Annotated in this window: 24 protein-coding genes; 10 read left to right on the top strand and 14 right to left on the bottom strand. The window is 42.0% G+C overall.

What is annotated here, in order from left to right:
* Nucleotides 1-190 precede the first annotated feature (190 nt).
* The 5 genes from CU635_RS17310 to CU635_RS17290 all read left to right on the top strand — a co-directional run bounded on the left by CU635_RS17310 (nucleotide 191) and on the right by CU635_RS17290 (nucleotide 5,697).
* Nucleotides 191-640 carry a cupredoxin domain-containing protein gene (locus CU635_RS17310; protein ID WP_101578636.1) on the top strand — a complete coding sequence of 150 codons (450 nt, stop codon included), beginning with the start codon at nucleotides 191-193 and terminating at the stop codon, nucleotides 638-640.
* 146 nt (nucleotides 641-786) lie between these two features.
* Nucleotides 787-1,467: a DUF421 domain-containing protein gene (locus CU635_RS17305; protein WP_245917508.1), complete on the top strand. Its 681-nt coding sequence runs from the start codon at nucleotides 787-789 to the stop codon at nucleotides 1,465-1,467.
* A 290-nt stretch (nucleotides 1,468-1,757) separates the two neighbouring features.
* Complete coding sequence (pflB, locus tag CU635_RS17300) at nucleotides 1,758-3,983, top strand: formate C-acetyltransferase (protein WP_101578634.1); 2,226 nt, start codon at nucleotides 1,758-1,760, stop codon at nucleotides 3,981-3,983.
* A 153-nt stretch (nucleotides 3,984-4,136) separates the two neighbouring features.
* The gene (gene pflA, locus CU635_RS17295) at nucleotides 4,137-4,883 is read left to right on the top strand and encodes a pyruvate formate-lyase-activating protein (protein WP_101578633.1); all 747 of its coding nucleotides are present in this window, start codon (nucleotides 4,137-4,139) and stop codon (nucleotides 4,881-4,883) included.
* Nucleotides 4,884-5,148: 265 nt separating this feature from the next.
* Nucleotides 5,149-5,697 carry a biotin transporter BioY gene (locus CU635_RS17290; protein ID WP_101578662.1) on the top strand — a complete coding sequence of 183 codons (549 nt, stop codon included), beginning with the start codon at nucleotides 5,149-5,151 and terminating at the stop codon, nucleotides 5,695-5,697.
* 52 nt (nucleotides 5,698-5,749) lie between these two features.
* Here CU635_RS17290 and CU635_RS17285 read toward each other — a convergent pair whose 3' ends face one another.
* From CU635_RS17285 to CU635_RS17265, 5 genes are all read right to left on the bottom strand, one after another.
* Nucleotides 5,750-6,067 (bottom strand): hypothetical protein, encoded by a 318-nt coding sequence (locus CU635_RS17285; RefSeq protein WP_101578632.1) that lies wholly within the window; start codon nucleotides 6,065-6,067, stop codon nucleotides 5,750-5,752.
* 498 nt (nucleotides 6,068-6,565) lie between these two features.
* The gene (locus tag CU635_RS17280) at nucleotides 6,566-6,769 is read right to left on the bottom strand and encodes a DUF6501 family protein (RefSeq protein WP_101578631.1); all 204 of its coding nucleotides are present in this window, start codon (nucleotides 6,767-6,769) and stop codon (nucleotides 6,566-6,568) included.
* Nucleotides 6,770-6,854: 85 nt separating this feature from the next.
* On the bottom strand, nucleotides 6,855-7,721 hold the full coding sequence (locus CU635_RS17275) for a gamma-glutamylcyclotransferase family protein (protein WP_101578630.1): 867 nt from the start codon (nucleotides 7,719-7,721) through the stop codon (nucleotides 6,855-6,857).
* Between the two features lie 184 nt (nucleotides 7,722-7,905).
* Nucleotides 7,906-9,546 (bottom strand): AMP-binding protein, encoded by a 1,641-nt coding sequence (locus CU635_RS17270; RefSeq protein WP_101578629.1) that lies wholly within the window; start codon nucleotides 9,544-9,546, stop codon nucleotides 7,906-7,908.
* A 158-nt stretch (nucleotides 9,547-9,704) separates the two neighbouring features.
* The gene (locus CU635_RS17265) at nucleotides 9,705-10,103 is read right to left on the bottom strand and encodes a secondary thiamine-phosphate synthase enzyme YjbQ (protein ID WP_101578628.1); all 399 of its coding nucleotides are present in this window, start codon (nucleotides 10,101-10,103) and stop codon (nucleotides 9,705-9,707) included.
* A 305-nt stretch (nucleotides 10,104-10,408) separates the two neighbouring features.
* Here CU635_RS17265 and sda point away from each other — a divergent pair, with 305 nt between their 5' ends.
* Nucleotides 10,409-10,543, top strand: coding sequence for a sporulation histidine kinase inhibitor Sda (gene sda, locus CU635_RS17260; RefSeq protein ID WP_101578627.1), 135 nt, complete (start codon nucleotides 10,409-10,411; stop codon nucleotides 10,541-10,543).
* 101 nt (nucleotides 10,544-10,644) lie between these two features.
* On the opposite strand, the gene odhB is transcribed toward sda, so the two are convergent.
* From odhB to CU635_RS17245, 3 genes are all read right to left on the bottom strand, one after another.
* Complete coding sequence (gene odhB, locus CU635_RS17255; RefSeq protein WP_101578626.1) at nucleotides 10,645-11,910, bottom strand: 2-oxoglutarate dehydrogenase complex dihydrolipoyllysine-residue succinyltransferase; 1,266 nt, start codon at nucleotides 11,908-11,910, stop codon at nucleotides 10,645-10,647.
* Between the two features lies 1 nt (nucleotide 11,911).
* Nucleotides 11,912-14,764: a 2-oxoglutarate dehydrogenase E1 component gene (gene sucA, locus CU635_RS17250; RefSeq protein WP_101578661.1), complete on the bottom strand. Its 2,853-nt coding sequence runs from the start codon at nucleotides 14,762-14,764 to the stop codon at nucleotides 11,912-11,914.
* 521 nt (nucleotides 14,765-15,285) lie between these two features.
* Complete coding sequence (locus CU635_RS17245) at nucleotides 15,286-15,522, bottom strand: hypothetical protein (RefSeq protein ID WP_101578625.1); 237 nt, start codon at nucleotides 15,520-15,522, stop codon at nucleotides 15,286-15,288.
* A gap of 234 nt (nucleotides 15,523-15,756) precedes the next feature.
* Between CU635_RS17245 and pxpB the strand changes: the two genes are divergently transcribed.
* The 3 genes from pxpB to CU635_RS17230 are packed head-to-tail and all read left to right on the top strand — an operon-like array spanning nucleotide 15,757 to nucleotide 18,181.
* The gene (gene pxpB / locus CU635_RS17240) at nucleotides 15,757-16,476 is read left to right on the top strand and encodes a 5-oxoprolinase subunit PxpB (protein WP_101578624.1); all 720 of its coding nucleotides are present in this window, start codon (nucleotides 15,757-15,759) and stop codon (nucleotides 16,474-16,476) included.
* A complete protein-coding gene (locus CU635_RS17235; protein ID WP_101578623.1) occupies nucleotides 16,461-17,420 on the top strand; it encodes a 5-oxoprolinase subunit C family protein in 960 nt (319 codons plus the stop codon). Before pxpB ends, CU635_RS17235 begins: the two co-directional genes overlap by 16 nt.
* Before the next feature lie 5 nt (nucleotides 17,421-17,425).
* Nucleotides 17,426-18,181: a LamB/YcsF family protein gene (locus tag CU635_RS17230; protein WP_101578660.1), complete on the top strand. Its 756-nt coding sequence runs from the start codon at nucleotides 17,426-17,428 to the stop codon at nucleotides 18,179-18,181.
* Nucleotides 18,182-18,231: 50 nt separating this feature from the next.
* Here the strand turns inward: CU635_RS17230 and CU635_RS24120 are convergent, their stop codons facing one another.
* The 4 genes from CU635_RS24120 to CU635_RS17215 form a co-directional block, all read right to left on the bottom strand.
* Nucleotides 18,232-18,366 carry a hypothetical protein gene (locus tag CU635_RS24120; RefSeq protein WP_281258891.1) on the bottom strand — a complete coding sequence of 45 codons (135 nt, stop codon included), beginning with the start codon at nucleotides 18,364-18,366 and terminating at the stop codon, nucleotides 18,232-18,234.
* A gap of 110 nt (nucleotides 18,367-18,476) precedes the next feature.
* Nucleotides 18,477-20,657, bottom strand: a complete 2,181-nt coding sequence (locus tag CU635_RS17225) for a beta-propeller domain-containing protein (protein ID WP_101578622.1) — start codon at nucleotides 20,655-20,657, stop codon at nucleotides 18,477-18,479.
* Nucleotides 20,658-20,873: 216 nt separating this feature from the next.
* The gene (locus CU635_RS17220) at nucleotides 20,874-21,356 is read right to left on the bottom strand and encodes a spore coat protein (RefSeq protein ID WP_101578621.1); all 483 of its coding nucleotides are present in this window, start codon (nucleotides 21,354-21,356) and stop codon (nucleotides 20,874-20,876) included.
* A gap of 105 nt (nucleotides 21,357-21,461) precedes the next feature.
* Entirely contained in the window at nucleotides 21,462-22,094 is a 633-nt protein-coding gene (locus tag CU635_RS17215) for a hypothetical protein (protein WP_245917506.1), read from the bottom strand.
* A gap of 283 nt (nucleotides 22,095-22,377) precedes the next feature.
* Here CU635_RS17215 and CU635_RS17210 point away from each other — a divergent pair, with 283 nt between their 5' ends.
* The gene (locus tag CU635_RS17210) at nucleotides 22,378-23,226 is read left to right on the top strand and encodes a dimethylarginine dimethylaminohydrolase family protein (protein ID WP_101578620.1); all 849 of its coding nucleotides are present in this window, start codon (nucleotides 22,378-22,380) and stop codon (nucleotides 23,224-23,226) included.
* A gap of 47 nt (nucleotides 23,227-23,273) precedes the next feature.
* Here CU635_RS17210 and CU635_RS17205 read toward each other — a convergent pair whose 3' ends face one another.
* Nucleotides 23,274-23,666, bottom strand: a complete 393-nt coding sequence (locus CU635_RS17205) for a thiol-disulfide oxidoreductase DCC family protein (RefSeq protein ID WP_101578619.1) — start codon at nucleotides 23,664-23,666, stop codon at nucleotides 23,274-23,276.
* A 165-nt stretch (nucleotides 23,667-23,831) separates the two neighbouring features.
* Nucleotides 23,832-24,356, bottom strand: coding sequence for an RNA polymerase sigma factor (locus tag CU635_RS17200; RefSeq protein WP_101578618.1), 525 nt, complete (start codon nucleotides 24,354-24,356; stop codon nucleotides 23,832-23,834).
* Nucleotides 24,357-24,358: the final 2 nt, after the last annotated feature.

Below are 24,358 nucleotides of genomic sequence, written 5' to 3'. Positions count from 1 at the left end.
AAATAGCAGTCTTCTGCCCCTTTTGTCTCAGGTTCTCTTGCGATTGCTATAGGAAGCCGCCTTCCCCCACTGTTAATTATTCATATCCATCAGTGAAAAGTAAATAAGCTAATCAAAAAAAATTTTGACAAGTTATCCTTCATATCAAGCATATTCTGTATAGGGACAAACTTTTAAGGAGATGAAGCAAATGAAATTCTATGTTTTTAAAAAAGAATCACTGGTTTTATTTATCATCATTTGTATGGTCGTGATCACAGCATCTATTTGGTTTTTTGCTCATTCAGATTCTGTGCCGGCCAGTGGTGCTGATGTCGGCAGCAAAGCTCGTGAAATCCACCTGATTACAAGTGAATTCAAGACAAAAATGGACGACGGATCCGAAATGGAAGTGTACCGCTGGGATCCAGGAACTATTTTTGTTGAAAAAGGAGAGAAAGTAAACTTAAAAATTTTCGGAGTTAACGGGCGCGAGCATCCATTTATAATTGAAGGTACCAATATCAAAGGAACTGTTAAAAAGGGCAAAGAAACTGTGGTTCCGCTTCAGTTTCAAGATGAAGGAGTTTACAGGCTGATTTGTCATACACATAGCCAAAGCATGAAAGGTCATATGATTGGCTATATTATCGTGGATTAAATTTTTCAAAGCGAAAGTTTACGGAAAGAGTACTAAGCCCCCTGCACAAAAGTGCCGGGGGTTTAGTATTCTTGGGGTTCCAGACGAGTTAAATGGTTAATAAAAGAAAATACTAGGATAAAAAGTGAGCAATGGAGTGGAAAAGCTTGATAATCCTAAAAGCGATGATTATTTACCTCGTAACGATTGCCGTAATGAGGCTTATGGGAAAGTCGTCAATTGTACAGATGACTCCTTATGATCTTGTAGCCATTATCATTATCGGAACAGTAGCATCAGAACCATTAATCAGCACCGAGCTTATTCCAAGCCTGATTACACTGGCCATCATTACAGCTATGTATATCCTCTTTTCTTTTTTAACGTTACACCCGCTCGGAAATAGATTATTTCTCGGTGAACCAACCATTCTTATTAAAGATGGAAAAATCATTGAAGACAACCTTGAAAAATCGCATTTATCTGTTTCCCAGGTTCTTTCGATTTTGCGCAGCAAAGGTTATCCGAAGGTGGCTGACGTTGGATACGCTGTTCTGGAGCCTATAGGTGAGATCAGCATTGTTCCGAAAACAGAAAATACACCGGTCACCGTTGACCACTTAAATATTAAAATCGAGGATGAAGGCTTGCCCATTGCCGTTATTATTGACGGCAGGATTCAATCGAGAAATTTAAAACTATTACATATACGAAAGGATTGGCTGATTGACAAATTGGTTTTAAATCAATTGGAACCAAAAGCTATCATTTACGCCTATATAAATGAAAAATCCAAAACGCTCGTTGTCAATCCGCGCAAGTCTGAACAAAAAATCATTGATCCGTGAGAATGTAAAATAGAAAACTCGGTTTGGTAGAGCTTCCTTTTTTATATAACAGTTGATGATTTTTTGACTATAATTATAATACAGATTGAATTGTGAATATTCCCCTCCGTTTATTCTCTAAATTTTTTAATATGAATAAACCCTTTATTTTAATGGTTTTTTGACATTCTACATATTGTTCATAATTTCACAACATTTTGTGATGTTGCTCATATTTTAACCTGTTATACTTGAGTTAGGATTTAAATATGCTTCTGTTATATAATTTAATCTAACTTGAGGTGAGTATGATGGAAAAGTGGAATAGTTTTTCAGGAGGAGCTTGGCAGCAGGAAGTAAATGTCCGCGATTTTATTTTAAGAAACTATACGGAGTATAGAGGAGATCATTCATTTTTAGAGAAGCCGACCGATGCAACAGAGGCACTCTGGACACAAGTGATGGAATTAACAAAGAAAGAACGCGATAACGGCGGTGTCCTTGATATGGATACAGAGATTGTCTCAACGATTACATCTCATGGCCCCGGGTATTTAAACAAACAAACAGAAAGAATCGTCGGCGTCCAGACGGATCAACCGTTTAAGCGTTCCATGCAGCCTTTCGGGGGAATCCGCATGGCTTCACAGTCCCTTCAATCATATGGGTATGAACTTGATAAGCAGGTCGAAAAGTTTTTTACCGACTATCGTAAAACCCATAACGCAGGTGTTTTTGATGCTTATACAGAGGAAATGAAGCTTGCCCGGAAGGCAGCGATTATTACAGGTCTGCCTGATGCTTATGGCCGTGGAAGAATCATCGGTGATTATCGGCGTGTTGCCCTTTATGGCGTAGACTTCCTGATCCAGGAAAAGAAAAAGGATTTGGCTGCAACAAGCAGTGTGATGTCTGAAGAAAACATGAGGCTGCGTGAAGAGCTTTCTGAACAGATTCGTGCTTTGAAAGAGTTAAAAGAGCTTGCCGCAAGCTATGGTTTTAATATCTCCGAGCCTGCCGCAAATGCACAGGAAGCATTTCAATGGTTGTACTTTGCTTATCTGGCTGCCATTAAAGAGCAGAATGGTGCTGCGATGAGCCTTGGAAGAGTTTCCAGCTTCCTCGATATTTATATTGAACGGGATCTTGCAAATGGAGTATTATCAGAGAAGGAAGCTCAGGAATTGGTTGACCATTTTGTCATGAAGCTTCGCCTTGTCAAGTTTGCCCGAACTCCCGATTATAACGAATTGTTCAGTGGCGACCCAACCTGGGTGACAGAATCAATCGGCGGTATGGCTTTGGACGGCCGCTCACTTGTGACAAAAAGCTCATTCCGGTTTCTTCATACGCTTAATAATCTTGGCCCGGCGCCCGAACCGAATTTAACCGTGCTATGGTCAGAACAGCTGCCGGAAGGATTCAAAAGATATTGTGCTAATATGTCCATTCAAACCAGCTCAATTCAATACGAAAATGATGATATTATGAAGCCGGAATATGGCGATGACTATGGAATTGCCTGCTGTGTTTCCGCAATGGAAATCGGAAAACAAATGCAATTTTTCGGGGCAAGGGCTAATTTAGCGAAAGCCTTATTATACGCAATCAACGGCGGAATAGACGAAAAGCTGAACATTCAAGTCGGTCCTAAATACCGTGCGATTACATCCGACGTACTAGAGTATGAGGAAGTATTGGAGAAATTCGATGGAATGATGGAATGGCTGGCGGGCCTTTATATCAATACCTTGAATGTCATTCATTATATGCATGATAAATATAGCTATGAACGGATCGAAATGGCTCTTCATGATACGGAAATCCTCCGTACGATGGCAACAGGGATTGCCGGATTAAGTGTAGTTGCTGATTCCTTAAGTGCAATCAAGTATGGCCGTGTTCGCGTTATCCGCGATGAAAACGGGCTCGCAACCGATTTTGCAATCGAAGGTGATTTCCCGAAATACGGAAATAATGATGACCGTGTTGACAGCATTGCCGTTGAAGTTGTAAAACGTTTTATGAAAAAGCTTAAGAAGCACCAAACATACCGAAATTCTGTTCACACAATGTCTATTTTAACGATTACTTCCAATGTCGTTTACGGTAAAAAGACAGGTAATACACCTGACGGACGGCGCGCCGGAGAACCATTTGCACCTGGTGCCAATCCTATGCATGGCCGGGATACGAAAGGAACGCTTGCTTCCCTTTCATCCGTTGCGAAGCTGCCATACAGCTACGCATTGGACGGAATCTCCAATACATTCTCGATTGTACCGAAAGCTTTAGGCAAAGATGAAGACAGCAGAATCAGCAATCTAGTTTCAATTCTTGATGGCTATGCGGTAAAAGCAGGACACCATCTCAATGTTAACGTCTTTAACCGTGAAACGTTGATGGACGCAATGGAGCATCCTGAACTATACCCACAGTTGACGATTCGTGTTTCTGGATATGCCGTTAACTTTATTAAATTGACACGCGAACAACAGATGGATGTTATTAACCGGACATTCCATGAGTCCATGTAACAATCCTGTTACTCTATCAATATAATTATCTTTAAGTTTTTCACGCGCCGTCTCCCTCCCCTGCTTAGCCGGGATATGGAGACGGCCCGGTAATATTACGTAAAAATTGAGCAAAATCTTCTAAGCTCTCTCAAGTGAAAGGGGTTTCTCATCATGATTGGAAATATACATTCAATAGAGTCCTTTGGGACAGTCGACGGACCAGGAATTCGCTATGTTATCTTTACACAGGGCTGCTTGCTGCGCTGCCAGTTTTGCCATAATGCTGATACTTGGGAAATCGGTTCCGGAAAACAAATGGCTGTTTCCGAAATCATTGAGGAACTAAAGACATATTTGCCTTTCATTCAAGCTTCAGGGGGAGGAATTACGGTAAGCGGCGGTGAACCACTTCTGCAAATTCCGTTTTTGACTGCATTATTTAAAGAATGTAAAAAGCTCGGCATCCATACAGCTATCGATTCTTCGGGCGGGTGTTATTCAACTGCCCCGCACTTTCAGGAACAGCTGAAAGAGCTTCTAATTTATACTGATCTTGTTTTACTAGATTTAAAGCACATCGACCGAAAAAAGCATATCAAATTGACAGGAATGGGCAACGAACATATTCTTGAGTTTGCAAAATTCCTTGACCAACATGATACTCCCGTCTGGGTTCGCCATGTCCTCGTCCCAGGGGTAACTGATGATCTAACAGATTTGCAGGAGCTCGGAAACTTTATTGGCCAACTGACCAATGTACTTAAGGTTGAAGTGCTGCCCTATCATAAGCTGGGTGTTTATAAATGGGAAGCACTGGGACTCGAATATCCGTTAAAGGGTGTTGAACCACCACGCGAAGAGAGTGTTGTAAAGGCTTTAAGTCTGTTAACAAGTAAAGTTGTGCTAAGACGTGATTGATAACTTATAAATAGATTGAAAGAGTTGACACCGAAAGACGACCCTTCGGTGTCTTCTTCTGTTTTTGGACTTCCTCATTTATTATAGTCCCCCCTCTCCTCTCTTAAAACGCAACTCGCAAACATCACAATTGTTATAAATTTTCGAATTGTTTATTGACTTTTTGTTGGCAAGCTTTTAAATTAAAAATGTAAACCTATATATAAAATAAGTTAACAAAAAGGGGGATGAAACATTGAATAAACATCAAGTAAAACTTAGGATGATGATTGTGACCGCCTTATTTGCTGCTGTGATTGGCATTCTTGCGCAAATTACGATTCCATTGCCGCTAGTGCCGATTACCGGGCAAACTTTGGCGATTGGTTTGGCAGCAACCATCCTGGGAGCGAGGTTTGGGACTTTAGCGGTTATACTTTACCTGATTATTGGGGCGGTTGGAGTGCCTGTGTATGCTGAATTTTCTGGTGGAGCATCCGTATTGGTGGGGCCAACCGGCGGTTATTTAGTCGGGTTTATACCGACTGCATTTCTAATTGGATTTATCCTGGAGAAGACTTCTTTCACTTTTAAAAATGCAATGATTGCTAATAGTTTAGGGATGATTGTGACTTTAATTTTCGGAACAGTTTGGCTGAAAATTGCGGCTGACCTCACGTGGATAGCTGCTCTTGCCGGCGGATTTACGCCGTTTATTATTGTCGGCCTTATTAAGGCAGCGCTTGCTTCATGGATAGGAGTTCTCGTCAGAAAACGGCTTCATTCGGCTAAATTGCTTATTCTTGATCAGGTGGAAATAACGAAAACGTATTAATTAAAGCACCTGGCAGTCAATGTGCTGTCAGGTGTAAGTATTCAAAGCTATATTAAGCGATGTCAAACGTTTTTTTGTATTCCGGTTCACAGTTAACGCAGATGTATTCATCATTGTCTATCAAAGTAGTGTCTGCTTCATTGTACTCGATTCCGCAAAATGAACACTCGACCATTTCTTCTTCATAATGCTCGGCGAATTCAGGCGTTGGACTATGAAACTTAATTTCTTCGACCCATATTCCGGTTGTATGTTTTAATTCATTCTGCAAATATCTTTGCGCTTCATCGGCTGTTTCCCAAACACCAAAATCCCAAAGAAGCTCGTTTCCGTCACCCGGATTTGTCATCAACCCGTACACCTTTCTCATATGCATTGTCCCCTCTCACAGAATTTTGGTTTTAAAGGCTTGAAGTTGAAAACGTTTGTTTATTCATATCCGTTTTTCGGATTACTCAAACCGCCTCCTGCTATGAAACTTTTTCCGGCCACAGCCGTATTAATAAGCGAATCAGTTTTCCGATCGAACATGGATTGATTCACAGTTCTTCTATATCCTAGCTTTACCGACACGGCAATGAAAATTCCTGCTCTGGAATGAGAGCGGGAATATATTTTTATTGGCATTCTATTTAAGTTTTTCGAGCAGGTTTTTCTTGACGTCCGGCCACTCTTCAGCAAGTACACTAAAATATAGTGAATCCCTTGCTAAACCCTCTCTGATTATCCTGTTCTTACGGAGAGTGCCTTACTGCATCTCCTTCCAGACTAAATAATTCATTCCATAACGGCATCCCCAGCGTCTCCCCTTTTTTAAATTTGCAGTAATGAACAAAGACAGCAGCCACAGCCACTGTCCATTAAATCATTATGCTTCCTGGAAATATTCTTTATAATAACCACCGACTTTACCTGTGTTGTCAACGATAAAGTAAAATTCTTCGGTTTCATTTTTAACATCGTAAGTCTTTCCGGCCGTAAGGGCACGGTTGACAATATATTTTTTGGCGTCAGTATGTACACAATTCACTTTTTTTAATGTATCTCGCTCATTCCAGATTTGATGGATCATTCTCTAGCCACTCCTTCAGGTTATTGTCTTTACAGTATAATGAACAAACGCAAAGTAAGGCAACTTTATTTAAATAGCTCCATCATCACATTGTTTTCGGCAAGCCGAGCCTGTGCAGTTCGCTTTCAAGCTTTTGGTAATACTCTGTGCTTAGCCGGCCTTTTGATCCTCTAAGAATCTCAATGACATAGTGGGCAGGCGGGGCAAGCTCCTCCTTTTTGTTGTAAACATGAAAGGTCAGAACATTGGTCAAAACAGTTTCGCCGACTTTTATATCAACAAAAGCAGGCCTGTACCAGCCGCCCCGAAATCCTTCGCGTTTGAATAAATATTCGGCAGCTTCAAACGGAACATCATATACGATCCCTTCCGTGACCCCGCCATCCTCGACAATGTCCGCCCGTCCACCATCGGGCCTGGCAAATAAATATTTCATCGAGTAACCGTCGAGAATTCCTGACCCCTTCACTTTCGCAAAAAGGTGGCCTACACCTGCTATTTCAAATCGTTCAGTATCCATACAGGATCCGTATGCAAAATAAAAAAATCTTTCAGGCTGTTCCTTCAAAAATCGATAAAGCTTCCAGTCGCCATCCAAAATCGGCTCACCGAGGATATCCATTTTTTCAGAGATGTATATATACGCTTCTATTGTTCCTTCATCGGTATGGACCGTTTGAATGACCCGCTCATACAGATTGTCCTCGTCGCCTTCAACAAAACCTTCCAATTGGTCCACATCTTTTAGTTGCTCTGCGGTTATTTCGAATATCTCTCCGTATGTTTTTGATTCAAGCGACGGCTTTACGACAGGATAGCCAAGGCCTGTATCGTAAAGTTCACCATAAACCCAACCTTGTTCGGCAATGCACTTGCTCCCTTCGATATAAATGTGATTGTCCTCGTGCTTTCTTAATGTTCCGTACACAAAAACCTTCATCTTGTCTGTCATGTTTACGGCTCCTCTCTTGTCAGTTTGTAAAAATCTACAACAATTTTTAATCTCAATTATATTGTATTAGAAAAACTGAATTTTTTCATAAAAAATAAAAAACAGCAGTGGATGCTGTTTGGTCATAAGGTTTACTTATAGTTGGAATAGCAGCAATATTTATCTATCTGCTCTAATAGGTTATTTAATTGGCTCCAATCCGTTGTTTTGCCTGCTCACGCAACCGGAATTTTTGAATCTTCCCGGATGCTGTCATTGGATAGGCCTTCGTAAATTCAATATAACGCGGAATCTTGTGGCGGGAGATTTTGCCCCGGCAAAAGTCGCGAAGATCTTCAGCCGTGCATGCCTCCCCTTCTTTCAAAATAACCCAGGCCATCACTTCCTCGCCGTATACGGAATCAGGAACACCAATCACCTGCACATCAAGAACCTTCGGGTGGCTGTACAGAAATTCCTCGATCTCTCGAGGGTAAATATTTTCGCCTCCCCTGATGATCATATCCTTTAACCGGCCGGTTATTCTGCAATAGCCGTTCTCATCCATGATGGCCAAATCACCAGTATGCAGCCAGCCTTCTTCGTCAATCACTTCCTTCGTCGCTAGGGGATTTTTATAATAGCCCTTCATTACATGGTAGCCTCTTGTGCACAGCTCGCCTTGTACACCCTTTGGAAGTTCCTTGCCGGTTCCCGGCTCGACAATTTTCACCTCGACGGATGGAAGTGCACGGCCGACCGTTTCTACCCTAAGCTCGATGGGGTCGTCTGTTCTTGTTTGTGTAATAACCGGAGAAGACTCTGTTTGCCCATACGCAATCGTGATTTCGCGTGCACCCATTTTTTCAATAACTGCCTTCATGACCTCAATCGGACAGTTCGAACCAGCCATAATTCCGGTCCGTAACGAACGAAGATCATATGTTTCAAACTCGGGATCATTGAGTTCCGCAATAAACATCGTTGGTACGCCATGCAAACCTGTACACCTTTCCGCTTCTACGGTTTTGAGGACGGTTTTTGGATTAAATTCTTGAACCGGTACGATCGTCGCCCCGACCGAAACACATGCCAGTGTTCCAAGGACGCAGCCAAAACAATGAAAAAAAAGTACGGGAATACAGAGGCGATCTTCTTTTGTGAGCTTCATACAATTAGCAATGTTATATGCGTTGTTGACAATGTTGCTATGCGTGAGCATGACTCCTTTTGGAAAACCAGTGGTACCTGATGTGTACTGCATATTAATGACGTCATCCGGGTCGAGGCTGTTAAGACGTTCATTTAACTGATTTTCAGAAACTTCTTCTGCGAGCTCGAGTAAATCGGACCAACTGTATGTACCAGGATAACGATTTTCGCCCAAAACAATTACATTTTTTAAAAATGGCAGCCGGCTGCTTTTGAGCATACCTGGTTGTGAATTTTTCAGCTCGGGAACAATTTCATAGAGCATGTTCAGGTATGACGAATCTTTGTATTTTTCCATGAGGATAATTGTCGTGGAGTCTGATTGCTGTAATAAGTATTCAAGCTCGGATGTTTGGTAGTTTGTATTCACCGTGACGAGGACGGCGCCCATTTTTCCGGTTGCAAACTGGCAGGCCAGCCATTCAGGCGTATTTGTAGACCAGACAGCAATATTTTCTCCTTTATCGAGACCGAGTTTCATTAGCCCTTTTGCTATCTTGCGGCAATAATCATTAAATTGTTTATAAGTCAGGCGCAGGCCGCGGTCAGCATAAATGACCGCTTCGTGATCGGGATGAGCATGTGCTTTTTCTTCTAATAAATGACCAACCGTTTTCGTTAATAACTCTGCCATGGAAAGCTCCTCCTTAGCAAATGTTTTATAATTCGAGGCAAACGCTTACAATGAATAATAACATATTTGTTAGAAAATTCAAACTTCTTTCTTATTAAAAAAAATCCCATTAAAGAACCACTGCCTTATTACTGCAGTGGCTTCATATTTCAACTATTTTAGCCGGTTATTTTTACATAAAAGTTTCTTGTTCTTGGCCCGTCAAATTCACAAAAATAAATACCCTGCCAGCGGCCGAGGAGAAGCTTTCTGTTTGTGATAATCACATGGCAGGACGCGCCAATCGTGCTTGCTTTCATATGGGCGGCGGTGTTTCCTTCTTCATGGCGATCCAATGTGTGTTTCCATGGATAAGTTTCATCAAAGCGGCGGATCATATCCCTTTTCACATCAGGATCCGCATTTTCGTTGATCGTAATCCCTGCTGTTGTATGCGGGCAATAAATGATTGCGGTTCCTTCCTTTACATCGGATTCCTCGACAAGTTTGCCCACAATTCTGGTGATTTCATTCATTTCATCACGATGATTCGTTTCGATCGTAAACTTTTTTAACATTGACAGTGCCCCTTTCTGGATAATTGGTTCAAAAAGCAGTATTCATTTAAATTCTCTTTCAAATTCAGTTTTCCCTTTCTTTTCGCAAGGAGAAGACAAAAAATAGCGAAAAACGGTTGACTATCGGGCAGAAATAATTCCCTCATTTACAAACAACGTGCAAAAGACGTTCCAAATGACTCGTCCATTAGTCCCTTTTTGAAAAATATTTAAAAAAAGCCTTTTCAAATCTAGAAAAAACCTATACAATATATAAAAATTGAATATTGAGAAATCCTTTAACTTACCGAGGAGGTACATGCAGAATGAAAATTATGAGTAATGAACAGTTGGTTGTCTCGTATCGTGATGCATTAAAGTCGGAAAAGGATAAGGACTGGGCTAAGATTTTAAAAGATGAAATTCAAAGACGTGGACTAAGGCCATTTAAAAACAGGTGATTAAGAAAGCCGTTTAGCATTTCAGCTAGACGGCTTTATACATGCAAAAAAACAAAAAATTAAGCCATGGGCGCATCAGAGCGTGCCATGGCTTAATTTAATTATCCTTCAAGCAACAAGGATTCCGGGTCTTCGATCAGTTCTTTTATTTTGACGAGAAAGGAAACAGCTTCTTTGCCATCGACGATCCGATGGTCGTAGGAAAGCGCGATGTACATCATTGGCCGGTTTTCGGATTTTTCTGCGTCAATCGCAACCGGACGGAGCTGGATTTTATGCATGCCAAGGATACCCACCTGAGGTCCGTTCAGAATTGGAGTGGACATCAATGAACCGAACACTCCACCATTTGTGATTGTAAACGTTCCGCCTTGCAAATCTTTCAAGGAAAGTTTATTGTTTTTTGCCTTATTGGCTAACTCCATAATATCTGCTTCGATCTCAGCAAAATTTTTGCGGTCAGCATCGCGGACAACTGGAACAACGAGCCCCTCTTCGGCTGCAACAGCAATGCCAATATCGTAAAACTTTTTAAGAATAATCTCATCGCCCTGAATTTCTGCGTTTAAGAGCGGCGACTTTTTAAGTGCTGCCACAGCCGCTTTTGTAAAGAAAGACATAAAGCCGAGGCGGACATCATTTTCCTCGAAAAACTGATCCTTGCGGCGTTTGCGGAGGTCCATAACTGCTGTCATATCGACCTCATTAAAAGTTGTCAGCATCGCCGCTGTTTGCTGTACTTCAACTAAACGGTTGGCAATCGTCTGGCGCCGGCGTGACATCCGGATCCGTTCTATTTTCTTTCCATTCTCTGTTCCGCCGATCTCAGGTACAGCCGGCTTCTGAACAGGTGAAACTGCTTGCTGTGGTGCAGAAGCGCTCGGTTTAAACGATTCGACATCGTGTTTCCTGACCCGTCCGAGTGGATCGACAGTTGGTACAGCGCTTAAATCGATTCCTTTTTCCCTGGCGATTTTGCGTGCTGCCGGAGAAGCGATCGGCCGCTGTTTGCTGTCCTGGTCCACAGCAGGATCCGTCATTATTGCTGTTGTTGTGGCTTTCTCTGGCTGATCCACAGGTGCAGCTGCTGTTTCGGGTTGCTGTTCCGCTTGTGAAGGTACTTCGGCTTGTCCCCCTTCTGCGAGCACGGCAATCACTGCGCCGACCTGGACGGTATCACCTTCATTCGCCAGCACCTCTTTCAATACACCTTCATGCTCAGATATAATTTCCACATTTACTTTATCTGTTTCCAACTCAACTACATATTCCCCTTTATTTACATAGTCGCCCGGTTTTTTCAGCCATTGTGCGACCGTACCTTCCGTGATCGATTCCGCCAATTCAGGAACAGTAATATCAGCCATTTTATAATCCCCCTTGTTCGTTGCGAGTTAATGCCTCTTCAATGATTCTCGCTTGTTCTTTCTTATGGATGTTCGGGTCTCCTTCAGCAGGGCTTGACCGGCGTCTTCGCCCGATATAGGAAACTTCAGCTGGATCCGGTGCAATTTCATTGATTCTTGGTTCAACAAAATTCCAGGCTCCCATGTTTTTTGGTTCTTCTTGAACCCAGCATATTTCTTTTACGCGCGGGTAGCGGTCAAATATTTTCTTTAACTGCTCGAACGGGAATGGATAGATTTCTTCAAGCCGAATGATATGAAGCCAAGCTGCGTTGCTGGCTGTTTTTAGCTTTTCAGCAAGATCAATGCTCACTTTTCCAGTGCATAAAATAATTCGCTCCACCTTTTCAGTGTTCATTCCAAGCCCTGGCTGCTGGATAAGCGATTTAAATTCTCCCTCGCTAAGCTCTATACTACTTGATGCGACAAGTGGATTGCGAAGTAGGCTTTTCGGTGTCATGATGACAAGCGGACGGACTTCTTCCCGTTTAAGAATCGCTGCCTGCCTTCTTAAAATATGAAAATATTGAGCAGCAGTTGTTAAATTTGCAACAGTCCAGTTATTTTCGGCAGCAAGAGTCAGGAACCGCTCAACTCTTCCGCTCGAATGCTCAGGCCCCTGCCCTTCGTATCCATGCGGGAGCAGCATGACAAGCCCGGATTTTTGCCCCCATTTTGCCCGGCCTGCTGCGATAAATTGATCAAATAAAACTTGGGCGGCGTTGGCAAAATCTCCATATTGAGCCTCCCAGATAACAAGTGTTTCAGGGGCGAAGACATTATAGCCATATTCGAACCCGACAACCGCCGCTTCGGAGAGCGGGCTGTTATGAACAGCAAAAGATGCCTGTGCCGAAGATAGTTGGTGGAGCGGTGAATACACATTTCCAGATATGCTGTCATGAAGAACAAGATGGCGATGGGCGAAAGTACCCCGTTCAGAATCCTGTCCCGTCATTCTGACCGGAGTTCCATCCGAAATGATCGACGCAAAAGCAAGCGTTTCGGCGAGAGCCCAATCAACTTTGCCATTATCGTCAAGCGCTTCGGTCCTTCTTTTTAAAATGCGTCCAAGCTTATTGAAGACATTAAACTCTTCCGGCCATTCGAGAAGCTCCTGATTGATTCGTTTCAGCTCAGTTGCGGGTACGGCTGTATTGATTTTCGGAATACCCTTTTCGACCGTTTCAGGAGGATTCATTTCATTGAATGCCTGCTCTTTTTTCTCCGGAACTTGTTCATTTGCCTCTTGGAGGCGGTTAAGTATTTGCGTTTCATATTCACGCCGCGTTTCATCAGATAAGACTCCCTCGTCAGCGAGCTTTTTAGCATATAATTCTTTGACGGTCGGATGCTCATTGATGATTGTATACATCAACGGATTAGTTGTCATTGGTTCATCCATTTCGTTATGTCCAAAACGACGGTATCCGATCAAATCTATTAAAAAATCTTTGTTGAATTCTGCCCTGTATTCAGCAGCAAGTTTCGCCGCAGAAAGGCAGGCTTCCGGATCGTCGGCATTTACATGCAAAATAGGAATCTCATATCCCTTGGCAAGATCACTTGCATACCTTGTTGAGCGGGAATCAATCGATTCGGTCGTAAATCCAATCGTATTGTTGGCAATAATATGAATCGTCCCGCCTGTTTTGTAGCCTGATAATCCGCTCAAATTTAATGTTTCAGCAACAATTCCCTGTCCGGGAAATGCCGCATCACCATGAATAAGGATCGCGAGAGCAGAAGTTGGCTCGTATTTAGGATAGCCCTTTTCAGAGCGCGTGTCCTGGGCCGCTCTTGTGAAGCCCTCCACAACTGATCCTGCGTACTCAAGATGGCTCGGATTGTTTGCAAGCGTTATTCTTGCTTTAACTGTACTTTCTTCAGTGATTTGCCGGTCGAGGCCGAGATGGTATTTTACATCACCTGTCCATCCATAATTAATTCCGATCGAACCTTCTGAAGGAACGAGCTCTTTATTCGGTGCATGCTGAAATTCAGCAAATATCGCTTCGTAAGGCTTGCACAATACATGGGCAAGAACATTAAGCCGGCCCCGGTGAGCCATTCCGATATTAATCGTTTTTGCGCCATCATGAACTCCTTCTGAAATAATTTCATCAAGGAGCGGCACCATTGAATCGAGACCTTCAATCGAAAATCGTTTTTGCCCGACAAAGGTTCTGTGCAGGAATTTTTCAAATTCTTCAACCTCGGCTAATCGCTTCCAGAGGGAGTTGCGTTTTTCGTTTGAAAAAGCAGGCAACAATGAGCCCGTTTCAGCCTTTTTACGAAGCCAATTCTTTTCTTTCATGTTGGCAACATGGTGAAATTCAAACGCAATTGAACCGGTATACACTTCTTTTAAGTAGTTGATGGCCTCGAGCCCATTATGGATATGTCCGGGAGCATCCGGGCAAACAACCGCGGCTGGAATCGCCTGCAAATCTTGATCGCTCAACCCGTAATGGGATGGTTCGATTAAATCCCTGACCGGCTCGTGGTCATTTAATGGATAAATTTGAGCAGCCAAATGACCATAAGCACGAATATTGTCAGCAAGACGGACAGCAGCAAGTGTCGATTCAAGCTGCTTGAAAGAAGGCTGAACAGCTGTTTCATTGTTTTTGTCCTCAGCAACAATCGAATTCGCCAGGGAAGGTGAGCCCCATCGCTCAAAGTATGCCTTCATTTCCGGATCTACTGAATCTGGATTTTTTTGAAACTGTTCGTATAATTCAATGACATAGCCGAGGTTCGGGCCATGGAATCCCTGCCAGACAGGATCTTGCCCTGCTGATGGCTTTTTCATGAGAAATACCCCCACTTGCAATTTACTAACACAGCTTTTTTCTTCCTCTCTGCTTATACCCGTTTTTAACTTGAGTGAATAAATTTCATAAAGCAATTCTTTAACTGAAAAACGAACGGTCATTTAATATTAAGATAATATTATTCGCTTCCTACAGCATACTCCTGTTTATTTGGACAACTTCATTCGTTTTTCGGTTTAGCTTAGTACATTGTTAAATTTACTCGGGTAATTAATTGAATAATAATATTTTTCAGAGGATAAACCGTTTTCATAGCAATTTTATCATGCTAGGACCCATTCTACAAAGATTTTAAACGTAAAAATAGTGAAAACTATATATTTTTTTAAAAATATAAATTTATATTGGAATAAGAAATCATCTGTTCTTTACAGAAATTATGAAATATTATTTAGAGGATAAGCTGGAAAAAACCTAGAACATACCCACCAACTCTGTATTTTATTTTTGCATAAAAAAAGACAGCCCTACCTGCATTTGATGCAGCGAGGCCATCACCTTAAAAAAACTCTATTCCATTCACAAAAAATTTTCTCGAGAATGAAAAATTGTTTCGCTCTTCTTGAAACATAAACCCCTTCATTTCATCGGTTTGAATTGGAAATTCCAAAAGTTCGTCCTTAATAGCTTTTGGGGAAGATGCTGCTAATCCGAACATTTCAATTCCGTCTCCACTTGCATAGGCATAGATTTCGTTACAATCTGAGTATAGATGCATGTTGTTTTTAGGCTCCATCTAACTTCCCCCCAATTGTTGATGTTACCTTTATTATAATGGGAAAATTCAGATTTTTGTTATTAATTATTTTTACAATTTTATTACACTCTTTGAAACGTTATTATCATGGTAAGCAAATGAGCATTCGCAACGTTTTACCAGAAACCTGCTCACTAAAAAACTAGATTAATAACCATAATGCGTCGAATTATGTTATAAAATGAGTAAACTGCTTTTTTAAGGATGAGTTTGATGAAGCTTTTATATGAAATTATCCCCCTTGGCGATTCAGCCATTTCTATTCAATTTGGAAACGAAATTTCGAAGGAAGCAAATGAACAGGTCCATCTGGCTGCCCGAAAGTTAAAAGCAGCGCCATTTCCCGGTATGATAGACATCGTTCCTGCTTTCCATACATTGACGCTCCATTATAATCCAACAGCTATAAACTCGGCCGATCCTTTTCAAAAAGTTTGTAATGAAGTTGCCAACAGGCTACATGCCGAAGTTACAAATTATTCAACGCATGTGCCGGAGCGGCTGATCAAAATCCCCGTTTGTTACGAGGAAGAATTCGCACCCGATTTGGCCGAGGTTGCAAAGACAAACCAGCTGACAAAAGACGAGGTTATTGCGATCCATTCAAGCAAAACGTATAACGTGTATTTTATTGGGTTTGCGCCAGGCTTCCCATTTTTGGGTGGAATGGATAAAAGGATTTCGACACCGAGAAAAAATACACCACGCACGGGAATTCCTGCTGGTTCAGTTGGGATTGCAGGCAGCCAAACAGGTATTTATCCAATCGACACTCCTGGAGGATGGCAGCTTATCGGTAGATCGCCGCTTCCCCTCTTTTTGCCGCAGGCAGAGGTGCCAAGTCTGTTAAGAGCCGGTGACCTGGTGAAATTTGTGCCGATTTCGCGACAGTCTTTCGAGAATTGGGAGGAATCAGCATGGGCATCCAAGTAATCAAACCCGGGCTGCAGTCGACGATCCAGGATCTTGGCCGTTTCGGTTATCAGGAATATGGAGTGATTGTTTCGGGAGCAATGGATAACTATGCCTTACGGGTTGCCAATCTGTTAGTTGGAAATGAGGAAGGAGAAGCCGGTTTAGAGATCACGTTGATAGGCCCTTCGCTCCTTTTTGAACATAATACCGTCATCAGCCTGTTTGGTGCCGAGCTTCATGCCAGTATCGACGGAACTCCAATTCCGAACGGGAAGCCGTTAATGGCAGAAAAAGGTTCTATTTTATCATTTGGCTCCGTAAAGAATGGTTGCCGCTGTTACCTGGCTATTAAGGGTGGATTCGCAACTGATCCTGTCATGAGCAGTAAAAGCACTTATATGAAAGCAAAAATAGGCGGTTATCAGGGCAGGATGATCGCCGCGGGTGATGTTCTGCCAATTAAGGAAACGGTACTATTTCAACAGCCCTCCTGGAGAGCCAGCCCCTCCCTGTCAAGATACATAACAGAGAACAATCCGATTCGATTCATAAGCGGCAAACAGGCCGACTGGTTTACAAACGAAGGAAAAACAGCTTTTACTTCCTCCCCCTACCTGATTGCAAATGACTCTGACCGAATGGGATACAGACTGAAAGGCTCTCCTATTAATTTGATGGAAAAAAAGGAATTAATCACAGAAGGTGTGACAGTCGGTTCAATCCAGGTTCCTCATGACGGACAGCCGATTATCTTGATGGCTGACCGGCAAACGACGGGCGGATATCCGAAAATTGGACAAGTTGCAAGTGTAGATCTGCCGGCACTCGCACAAAGAAAACCGGGTGAATCTTTGTCATTTCAAGAAATATCGTTACAGGTGGCTCACCGCTTGCTATTTGAACAAGAGAAAGAACTGCAACTCTTGAAGCGTTTTATCAATAATAAACTGAAAGGTGTGTGATGGCAGTGCTGAACGTTGATTTAAATTGCGATCTTGGTGAAAGCTTTGGGCATTACCGACTGGGAAATGATGAAACGATTATGAAGTATATCTCCTCTGCCAATATTGCCTGCGGTTTTCACGCCGGGGATCCAAATATTATGAGAGACACGGTTAAACTGGCCTTAGATCATCATGTTGCGATCGGAGCCCATCCAGGTCTCCCCGACCTGATCGGCTTTGGACGGAGGAATATTGAGATTTCGCCTGCTGAAGCCTACAATTTGATCGCTTACCAAATTGGTGCGCTTGATGCTTTTGTGAAAATTGAGGGGGGACGGATGAATCATGTGAAACCGCACGGTGCTTTATATAATATGTGTGCAGTGAATCCAGGGCTGGCTGAGGCGGTTGCGAACGCAGTTGCCGATGTTAATCCTGAGCTGATTTTATTCGGGCTCTCCGGCAGCGCCCTAACGAAGGCCGGGAAAAAACTGGGCTTAAAAACGGCAAATGAAGTGTTTGCTGACCGTTCATACCGGACGGATGGTACGCTAATGCCGAGAAACCTGCCCGGTGCGGTCATTACCGAGGACGTACAAGCCTTACAGCAAGTGATTCAAATGATCAAAGAAAAGAAAGTAACGACTCCGGAAGGAAAAGAAATCTCGATACAGGCAGACACAATTTGTATTCACGGGGATGGTCCGAGGGCTGTTGAGTTCGCAGAGTTAATTTTTCAGTCATTAACGGCTGAGGGGATTTCGATCTCGGCAACATGAGCGCATAAAAAGAGGCGTTCTCAATGGATGAGAGTACCTCCTTGAAAAACTCACTCATATTGCCCGCTTTCTTTAGTTTCTGCTTTCATTCGCTCTTCTTCTTCTTCGACACTTATCCTTGTTATTTCTTCGATAAGATAATGCTGAATTTGATCTAATTGTTGCTGCGAAAATTCTTTCTTCATGTCCAACTTGATCACCTCATCATTAATATGGGGTGGTTTGGGATATTTTATGATTGATATTTTGTTCACATCTTAAAAACTGAACTTTTCAAATACGATTCGCAACATAGTTACTGATTCAGCACCAATTCTCCCTGGAGATTGAATGTTTGTAAATCGTGTGCCGTTATTTTCGAAGGTGAGAGTGCATAAAGGCTGTTGTCGATATAAACCAGCCTTTCGATACTATTGGACCATTCCTCATAAACCTGTTTATTAAAACTGTGGGTTATTTTCGACTTTAGTGAAAAGCCATTAGTTGAATCAATATGATACACATACGCTCCTTGAAACTCGTAGTTTTGCGCAACTTCTTTCCCTTCTATATCAGAATATACGGTAATTGGAAATGCAAATAAATTTTTGCCGCGATCGTATAACAGTGCCTTATGGTCATGATTGAGTGGCGAATATGTGCCGCTTCCACCAATGATTTCTGTGAATTTTTCCTTAGGACTGGCGACATCGCTTACATCAAAGAGAGAGATTTTCACGCCCTTTGTTGTTACTCTTGGCTCAGTTGTTGATGTAAATCCTTTAACCAGTTCTGTATCTTGCCCAAAGCCAATGATATGGTTTTCATCATATGGATGCAAATAATTACTGAAACCGGGAATTTTTAATTCACCGAGCACCTTTGGAGCCTTCGGGTTTGCTGCATCAATTACAAACAGTGGATCTACTTGCTTAAATGTAACGATGTAAATACGTTCCCCCATAAACCGTGTTGAATATATTCGCTCACCTCTCGCTAGATCCTTCAATTCTCCTATGCGCTGGAGATTGACATCAAAAATATAAAGGTGATTGGCTGAAGGCCGTTCTTCATTCCAGGAATTGCCTTTTGTTGTTGCCACACGCAAATTCCCTTCGTACTCGTCCATCGCAAATTGGTTTAATATCGTCCCTTCGATCTCGGCAGAACTATGAAAGGCAACATTCATCCCTTCAACTGAAAACTTATAAATCGTCGTATCAGGTGATAAAATACTGCTTCGATCACGTTCAATGCTTGTGTAGTTTGGGACAGCCAGGTATAAATAACCGTTGGACATGTATAGCTCCTGCCCGCTGCCTAAATAAGTGGTCATGGCCGCATCCTTTAAAGGGTCGCTCAAATCGATTGCAGCGATCGTATTGTAGTTTGTTTCGGCAGAATCCGAAAAGTAGTGGATTTGATCATAATCGATACTCACAGGCTTTTCACTTACTGCTGTGTCTCTGTATCTTGGCCGCAAATCGATCTTCTTGCCTTGCTCCAATGCCCAGTAGTCAGGATAATGGCTGGCAATTAAATAAACGATCCCATTTCTTTTACGTGACGACACGTACGAACCTTCCATCTCCAGTTCCCTGAGTTTTGCCGGATTTTGCGGATCTTCAATATTGTAGATGATGAGCTTTGTCGATTGATACATTGGCACGATGCTGAGGTCTGCGGATGTCTGCGACTTAGGCAGCCGGGGCATTTGTTGATAGCTTGGTCCAATAATGACCAGATGCTGATCTTCGACATACAGCTGGGATGGCATAAAAGAGCTGTCATATTCAAGAACTTTCTTCAGAATCATTTTATTAGCTGGAATAGCTTCAATGATTCTCACTTTTCCGTCAGAAATTTGGTAAATATGTTTTCCATCCGTTTTTACAGTATCTGCCTCATCGATTCCTGCGACCTGGACGTTTGTCTCGGACACCGATTTTGCTGAGCTTTCTGTTTTAGCACTGTCTGCTGATAGCGTAGTATTCTCTTCAGTTGCATCGAAGGCAAGTGTTTGGCGATGATTTTTTTCAGTTTTGATTGCCTTCTTAAAATAGTCATCCAGTTTTTCCTTTGAACCGATCACAGGCAGTGTCTTGTTCACGACAAATGACAACTGCTTGCCGGAACTGAGCTTTCTGCCGCTCTTTGTTTTTATTCCGTCTAAAATATTGAGCGTATAAAATGGTATGTTAGAATCATAGCCTTGATCAGGCGGGCTAATATATACCGTTTGGCCGTCCGGCCCCAATTCTACATCCACTTCTTGCTTTTTACCTTGATCATCTGTCACATAAATCTGATTTCCGTCCAGGCTTGCCTCAGCAATCTTTTTCGAAAAAGATACCTTCCAAACCTTGTTTTTTAAAACAATTGGTCTTTCATCATATTGGGCCCAATCATTGACGATTTTAAGCTGGGTAAAATGCGCATAAACAGCTGCCCCTGCTATAAGGATCACCAAACCGGCAATCAACCATGTTTTCCGCATCAAATAACCCCCTTTATCTTTCTAGACGGCAAGCTTTGATAAATGGTTACAGGACTGTCAACCCGGAAAACAGAAAAAAGTGCGGCTGTCATTCATTCAGGCGTACTTTGCACGTTAATATATGAAAATTAAAGACGTTGCGGAAATTCAATTATATTCAACAATAAGAAGCTGCCAGGTGCTTTCTTGCGCACCTGGCAGCTTCTCCTCGTATGTTCAGTAACCTTTATTTATCGCATTTTGAGCCAGTTTTATATCATTCAACAACAACTGTTGCAAATTGTAAGCAGGATAATAACTGCGCTTATACATATAGTAAAACACTTGTGCGTGCCAGGCAATCGCAGCATTTAATTGTCTCACAAGCACTTCCCGTAAAGCAGGAGTCGCCGTTTCTGTAATGGCGATCGCATAATTGCGGACCGCAGTCTTGGCAGCTCCTAATAAATCTCCGGCGTAAAAACCGGTCTCCGCCCTCTCTTCTTCTTCTCTAAAACCTGGCGCCGCAGGATAAAACTTCAATAATTCCCGCAAATTTTTTTCAAGCGCTTTGATCGAGAAAGTATATAATTGTTTTAATTCATCATCATCCACTTTCCGGTAGAGCTTCTTAATTCTGTTCAGTACGATAGCTTGATATGCAACTAATTCGTGTACTTCCAGTGTTTCATGCCAGGCCAATCTTCGGATTTCCCGCATTCATGTTTCCCTCCCGTAGCGTTATCACACTGACTACTTTATGAAGGCGGGAACATTATGTGCATGGTTATTTAATCGCCTTATTGCAGACGTCTATTTCAAAAATTATTTAAAACTTTTACCAGTCAAGTTCATCATGGCACGGCAAAATTTACTCCATTCCTTTGGAAACTCCTGAAATCCTCCGCTCGAGTACGTTGCTCCTTTTGTCTCAAGCTTTATGGACCAGCTAGTACCATCCAAGATCATTTCGTTGCGCTGGTAATCATGCTTCCAGTCCCAAATCTTCATTTTGAACAATTCCTTCTTGAAATCTTCCACTCTTCCATACTTTTGTGGCAAATTATGTTCAGTCTGTTGATGTTCGTTTGAAGTCCATTCAATATAAAAAAATGTATTCTTTTGAAAATTGATTTTCACCTTGTACCACGGTCCCGGGTGGCGTCCTACCGAAGCTGTCAACGAAACAATCTCCTTATCAGGATTGATCGATACAATATTATCTTTAACCGAAAACAGATCCTTTTTTCGGCTAATCACAGACTTTATGTGGGAAAGTTTAAGAGAATTCTCTCGCTCACCCTGGCTACTCATTGCCTCGAGGATTGACGGAAGTGACGCAGGACCGTTTTTTTCTATTATTTCAAGAATTTCTTCATACATATTCATGTTATATACTTCCTCATCTAAAAAGTTCAGTATTTTAAGCTTTTCATTCATTCCGCTTTTTTTCAGCAATCTATCTTGTCTCCATTCTAAATGGACTGGAACATGGTACAAGCGTGATGAAATACTATACCTTGCACTACAGATTAAATCATCATTTACTGTTTTTACATTTATAGTATAAGGTAAAAATGGTAGAAATGCTGTAATAAAATTCACTTTTTGATTTAAATATGGCAAGTGTGATTTTACTGAAACAGATAAATGGAGCTATATGTTTTCTCGGCTTTAAAACTCATATCTCTTTTTTGTTTGGAGACATTAATCATATTATCGATTATCGGGAGGATTTGGCATGCCGTCACAACAACATAAATCCATCTGCAATAGTGAATATGATAAATTGCATACAGTTATCCTGTGCGAACCTCAGCATATGACAATTAGAGAAGTAATCAATGAAACCCAGAAACATTTTAAAAATGAAGGGATTCACATAGAGCTGGCGTTGGAACAGCACCGCGATTTTCTTGTAAAATTGGAGGAACATGGCGTTAACGTTGTACTGCTCCCTGCGCTCAGGAAGTTCCCCGAGCAAGTGTTCACCCGCGATATCGGTTTTACGATCGGGCAAACAGTCTTTGTCGCAGAAATGGCCCATGACATCCGAAAAGGTGAAGAAGACGTTTTAAGAGAGTGGCTTGAACAGGAAGAAATCCCCTACTACCATTTATTAGGGGACGAGATTGAAGGTGGAGACGTTGTAATTGACCGAAACACTGTCTATATTGGCGTCAGCAACCGCACAAACTTAGCTGCAATCGAACATTTGCAAAGTTTGTTAACGAGTTATGAAGTGATAGCCATTCCGTTTACCGAAACATATCTGCACTTGGATTGTGTATTTAATATCATTTCCACCGAGGAAGCAATCATTTACCCCGGAGTTATTGAGAAAGAAAAAGAAGAACTTCTTCGGTCCCGCTACGATTTAATCGAAATCACCGAGGAAGAGCAGTTCACGCTTGGAACCAATGTGTTTTCGATTGGAGATAAAAAGATATTCAGCCTTCCCGTAAATAAACATGTTAACAGTGAGCTTCGTAAAAGAGGCTATGACGTAATTGAAGTTGATATTAGCGAAATCATTAAATCCGGCGGTTCATTTCGTTGCTGTACGATGCCCCTGATCCGTGAAGAATAGAAAAAAGTGGCATCCATTTTGGATTGTGCCATTTTTCAATAACAACGCTACTCAAGAAATCTCTCCTTCATGCTTGGTGAGGGTATCATACAGCTGTCTTGTTTTCCAAACCACCTGTAGCGATTATGCGCGATCCAATCATAGAAAAAGTTACGAACTGGCACAGGCACTAGCAAGAGCAGAACAAGCAGTTTCCATCCCCCTTGCAGCTTACTTGCAGTCCTTAAGGCAGCAGAGGATTTGATAAAGGCCTTGCGTTTTTCGATTAATACTATACTGTCAATGTTGTTTTTTAAGTTATATTCTTGCAATAGCTTTTGACCGACATCACCTTGTATTGAGGCAAATTTAAAATATCCTTGTTGATCCCGTTTGATAATAAATTGCACACTGCTGTGACATAAGTTGCACACACCGTCAAAAAGAATAATCGCAGCCATGATTCCTCCTTCTTAGCAAGTGAATGAATAATCTCTTCTATAAAGCAACAAGATATTTTTGTTTCGTTTATTTTTTCCAGGCATTATTTACCCCTGTGATTCCTAATTATAACTGGTCAAATAGGAAAAGGCACGGCGGTTGTCCTGAGCCATGCCTTTTCCTATTTATGCCGAATATCTTTCGGATAAAACAGCTTTCAGATGCTTTCTCGTCCGGTACAGCCTTGTTTTCACTGTTGATGGCTTGAGATCAAGCTGCTTGGCAATCTCGTCTTCCTTTAATCCAGAGTTTACTTTTAACAAGAAAATGGCTTGGTGTTCTGGCTTCAACGCTTTGATTTCCTGTCCAATGTCTTCTTTAAACAGGGAGAGCGCTACTTCCTGCTCAACATTATGATCTGATTCAAGTGCAAACAGCTCATTATGCTGAGCAATGGCCTCCAGTGAAACACCGCGCCCTCTTGCTTCTTTGCGGATAAAATCAATTGCCGTCCTTGCCGCAATTGCTGATAACCAGGCTCCCAATTTTTCTTCATCGTGAATAGAATCGCTTTTCAAGAAAGCTTTCAGATAAGTCTCCTGGACAACATCCTCGGCCGTATGCGCGTTTTTCGTGATATTTAAAGCTGTATAAAACAGCCGTTTATAGTACCGTGCAAATAAAAATTCAAAATTCGGCTGAACTTGCATAT

It is taken from the genome of Bacillus canaveralius (assembly GCF_002860125.1).
In the GTDB taxonomy this organism is placed as follows: domain Bacteria; phylum Bacillota; class Bacilli; order Bacillales; family Cytobacillaceae; genus Bacillus_BJ; species Bacillus_BJ canaveralius.
The sequence above is the reverse complement of the archived record's forward strand: the minus strand, read 5'-3'. Positions and strand labels throughout refer to the sequence as shown.

Bases quoted from the DNA above. Each gene is read 5' to 3' on its own strand.
- CU635_RS17285 (WP_101578632.1), bottom strand. From the start codon at position 6,067: ATGAGAAAGGTGTACGGGTTGATGACAAATCCGGGTGACGGAAACGAG.
- CU635_RS17210 (WP_101578620.1), top strand. From the start codon at position 22,378: ATGCCGTCACAACAACATAAATCCATCTGCAATAGTGAATATGATAAA.
- CU635_RS17245 (WP_101578625.1), bottom strand. From the start codon at position 15,522: ATGGAGCCTAAAAACAACATGCATCTATACTCAGATTGTAACGAAATC.
- CU635_RS17235 (WP_101578623.1), top strand. From the start codon at position 16,461: ATGGGCATCCAAGTAATCAAACCCGGGCTGCAGTCGACGATCCAGGAT.
- CU635_RS17280 (WP_101578631.1), bottom strand. From the start codon at position 6,769: ATGATCCATCAAATCTGGAATGAGCGAGATACATTAAAAAAAGTGAAT.
- CU635_RS17200 (WP_101578618.1), bottom strand. From the start codon at position 24,356: ATGCAAGTTCAGCCGAATTTTGAATTTTTATTTGCACGGTACTATAAA.
- sucA (WP_101578661.1), bottom strand. From the start codon at position 14,764: ATGAAAAAGCCATCAGCAGGGCAAGATCCTGTCTGGCAGGGATTCCAT.
- CU635_RS24120 (WP_281258891.1), bottom strand. From the start codon at position 18,366: ATGAAGAAAGAATTTTCGCAGCAACAATTAGATCAAATTCAGCATTAT.
- pflB (WP_101578634.1), top strand. From the start codon at position 1,758: ATGGAAAAGTGGAATAGTTTTTCAGGAGGAGCTTGGCAGCAGGAAGTA.
- CU635_RS17310 (WP_101578636.1), top strand. From the start codon at position 191: ATGAAATTCTATGTTTTTAAAAAAGAATCACTGGTTTTATTTATCATC.
- pflA (WP_101578633.1), top strand. From the start codon at position 4,137: ATGATTGGAAATATACATTCAATAGAGTCCTTTGGGACAGTCGACGGA.
- CU635_RS17290 (WP_101578662.1), top strand. From the start codon at position 5,149: ATGATTGTGACCGCCTTATTTGCTGCTGTGATTGGCATTCTTGCGCAA.
- pxpB (WP_101578624.1), top strand. From the start codon at position 15,757: ATGAAGCTTTTATATGAAATTATCCCCCTTGGCGATTCAGCCATTTCT.
- CU635_RS17225 (WP_101578622.1), bottom strand. From the start codon at position 20,657: ATGCGGAAAACATGGTTGATTGCCGGTTTGGTGATCCTTATAGCAGGG.
- CU635_RS17265 (WP_101578628.1), bottom strand. From the start codon at position 10,103: ATGTTAAAAAAGTTTACGATCGAAACGAATCATCGTGATGAAATGAAT.
- CU635_RS17270 (WP_101578629.1), bottom strand. From the start codon at position 9,546: ATGGCAGAGTTATTAACGAAAACGGTTGGTCATTTATTAGAAGAAAAA.
- CU635_RS17205 (WP_101578619.1), bottom strand. From the start codon at position 23,666: ATGGCTGCGATTATTCTTTTTGACGGTGTGTGCAACTTATGTCACAGC.
- CU635_RS17220 (WP_101578621.1), bottom strand. From the start codon at position 21,356: ATGCGGGAAATCCGAAGATTGGCCTGGCATGAAACACTGGAAGTACAC.
- odhB (WP_101578626.1), bottom strand. From the start codon at position 11,910: ATGGCTGATATTACTGTTCCTGAATTGGCGGAATCGATCACGGAAGGT.
- CU635_RS17275 (WP_101578630.1), bottom strand. From the start codon at position 7,721: ATGACAGACAAGATGAAGGTTTTTGTGTACGGAACATTAAGAAAGCAC.
- sda (WP_101578627.1), top strand. From the start codon at position 10,409: ATGAAAATTATGAGTAATGAACAGTTGGTTGTCTCGTATCGTGATGCA.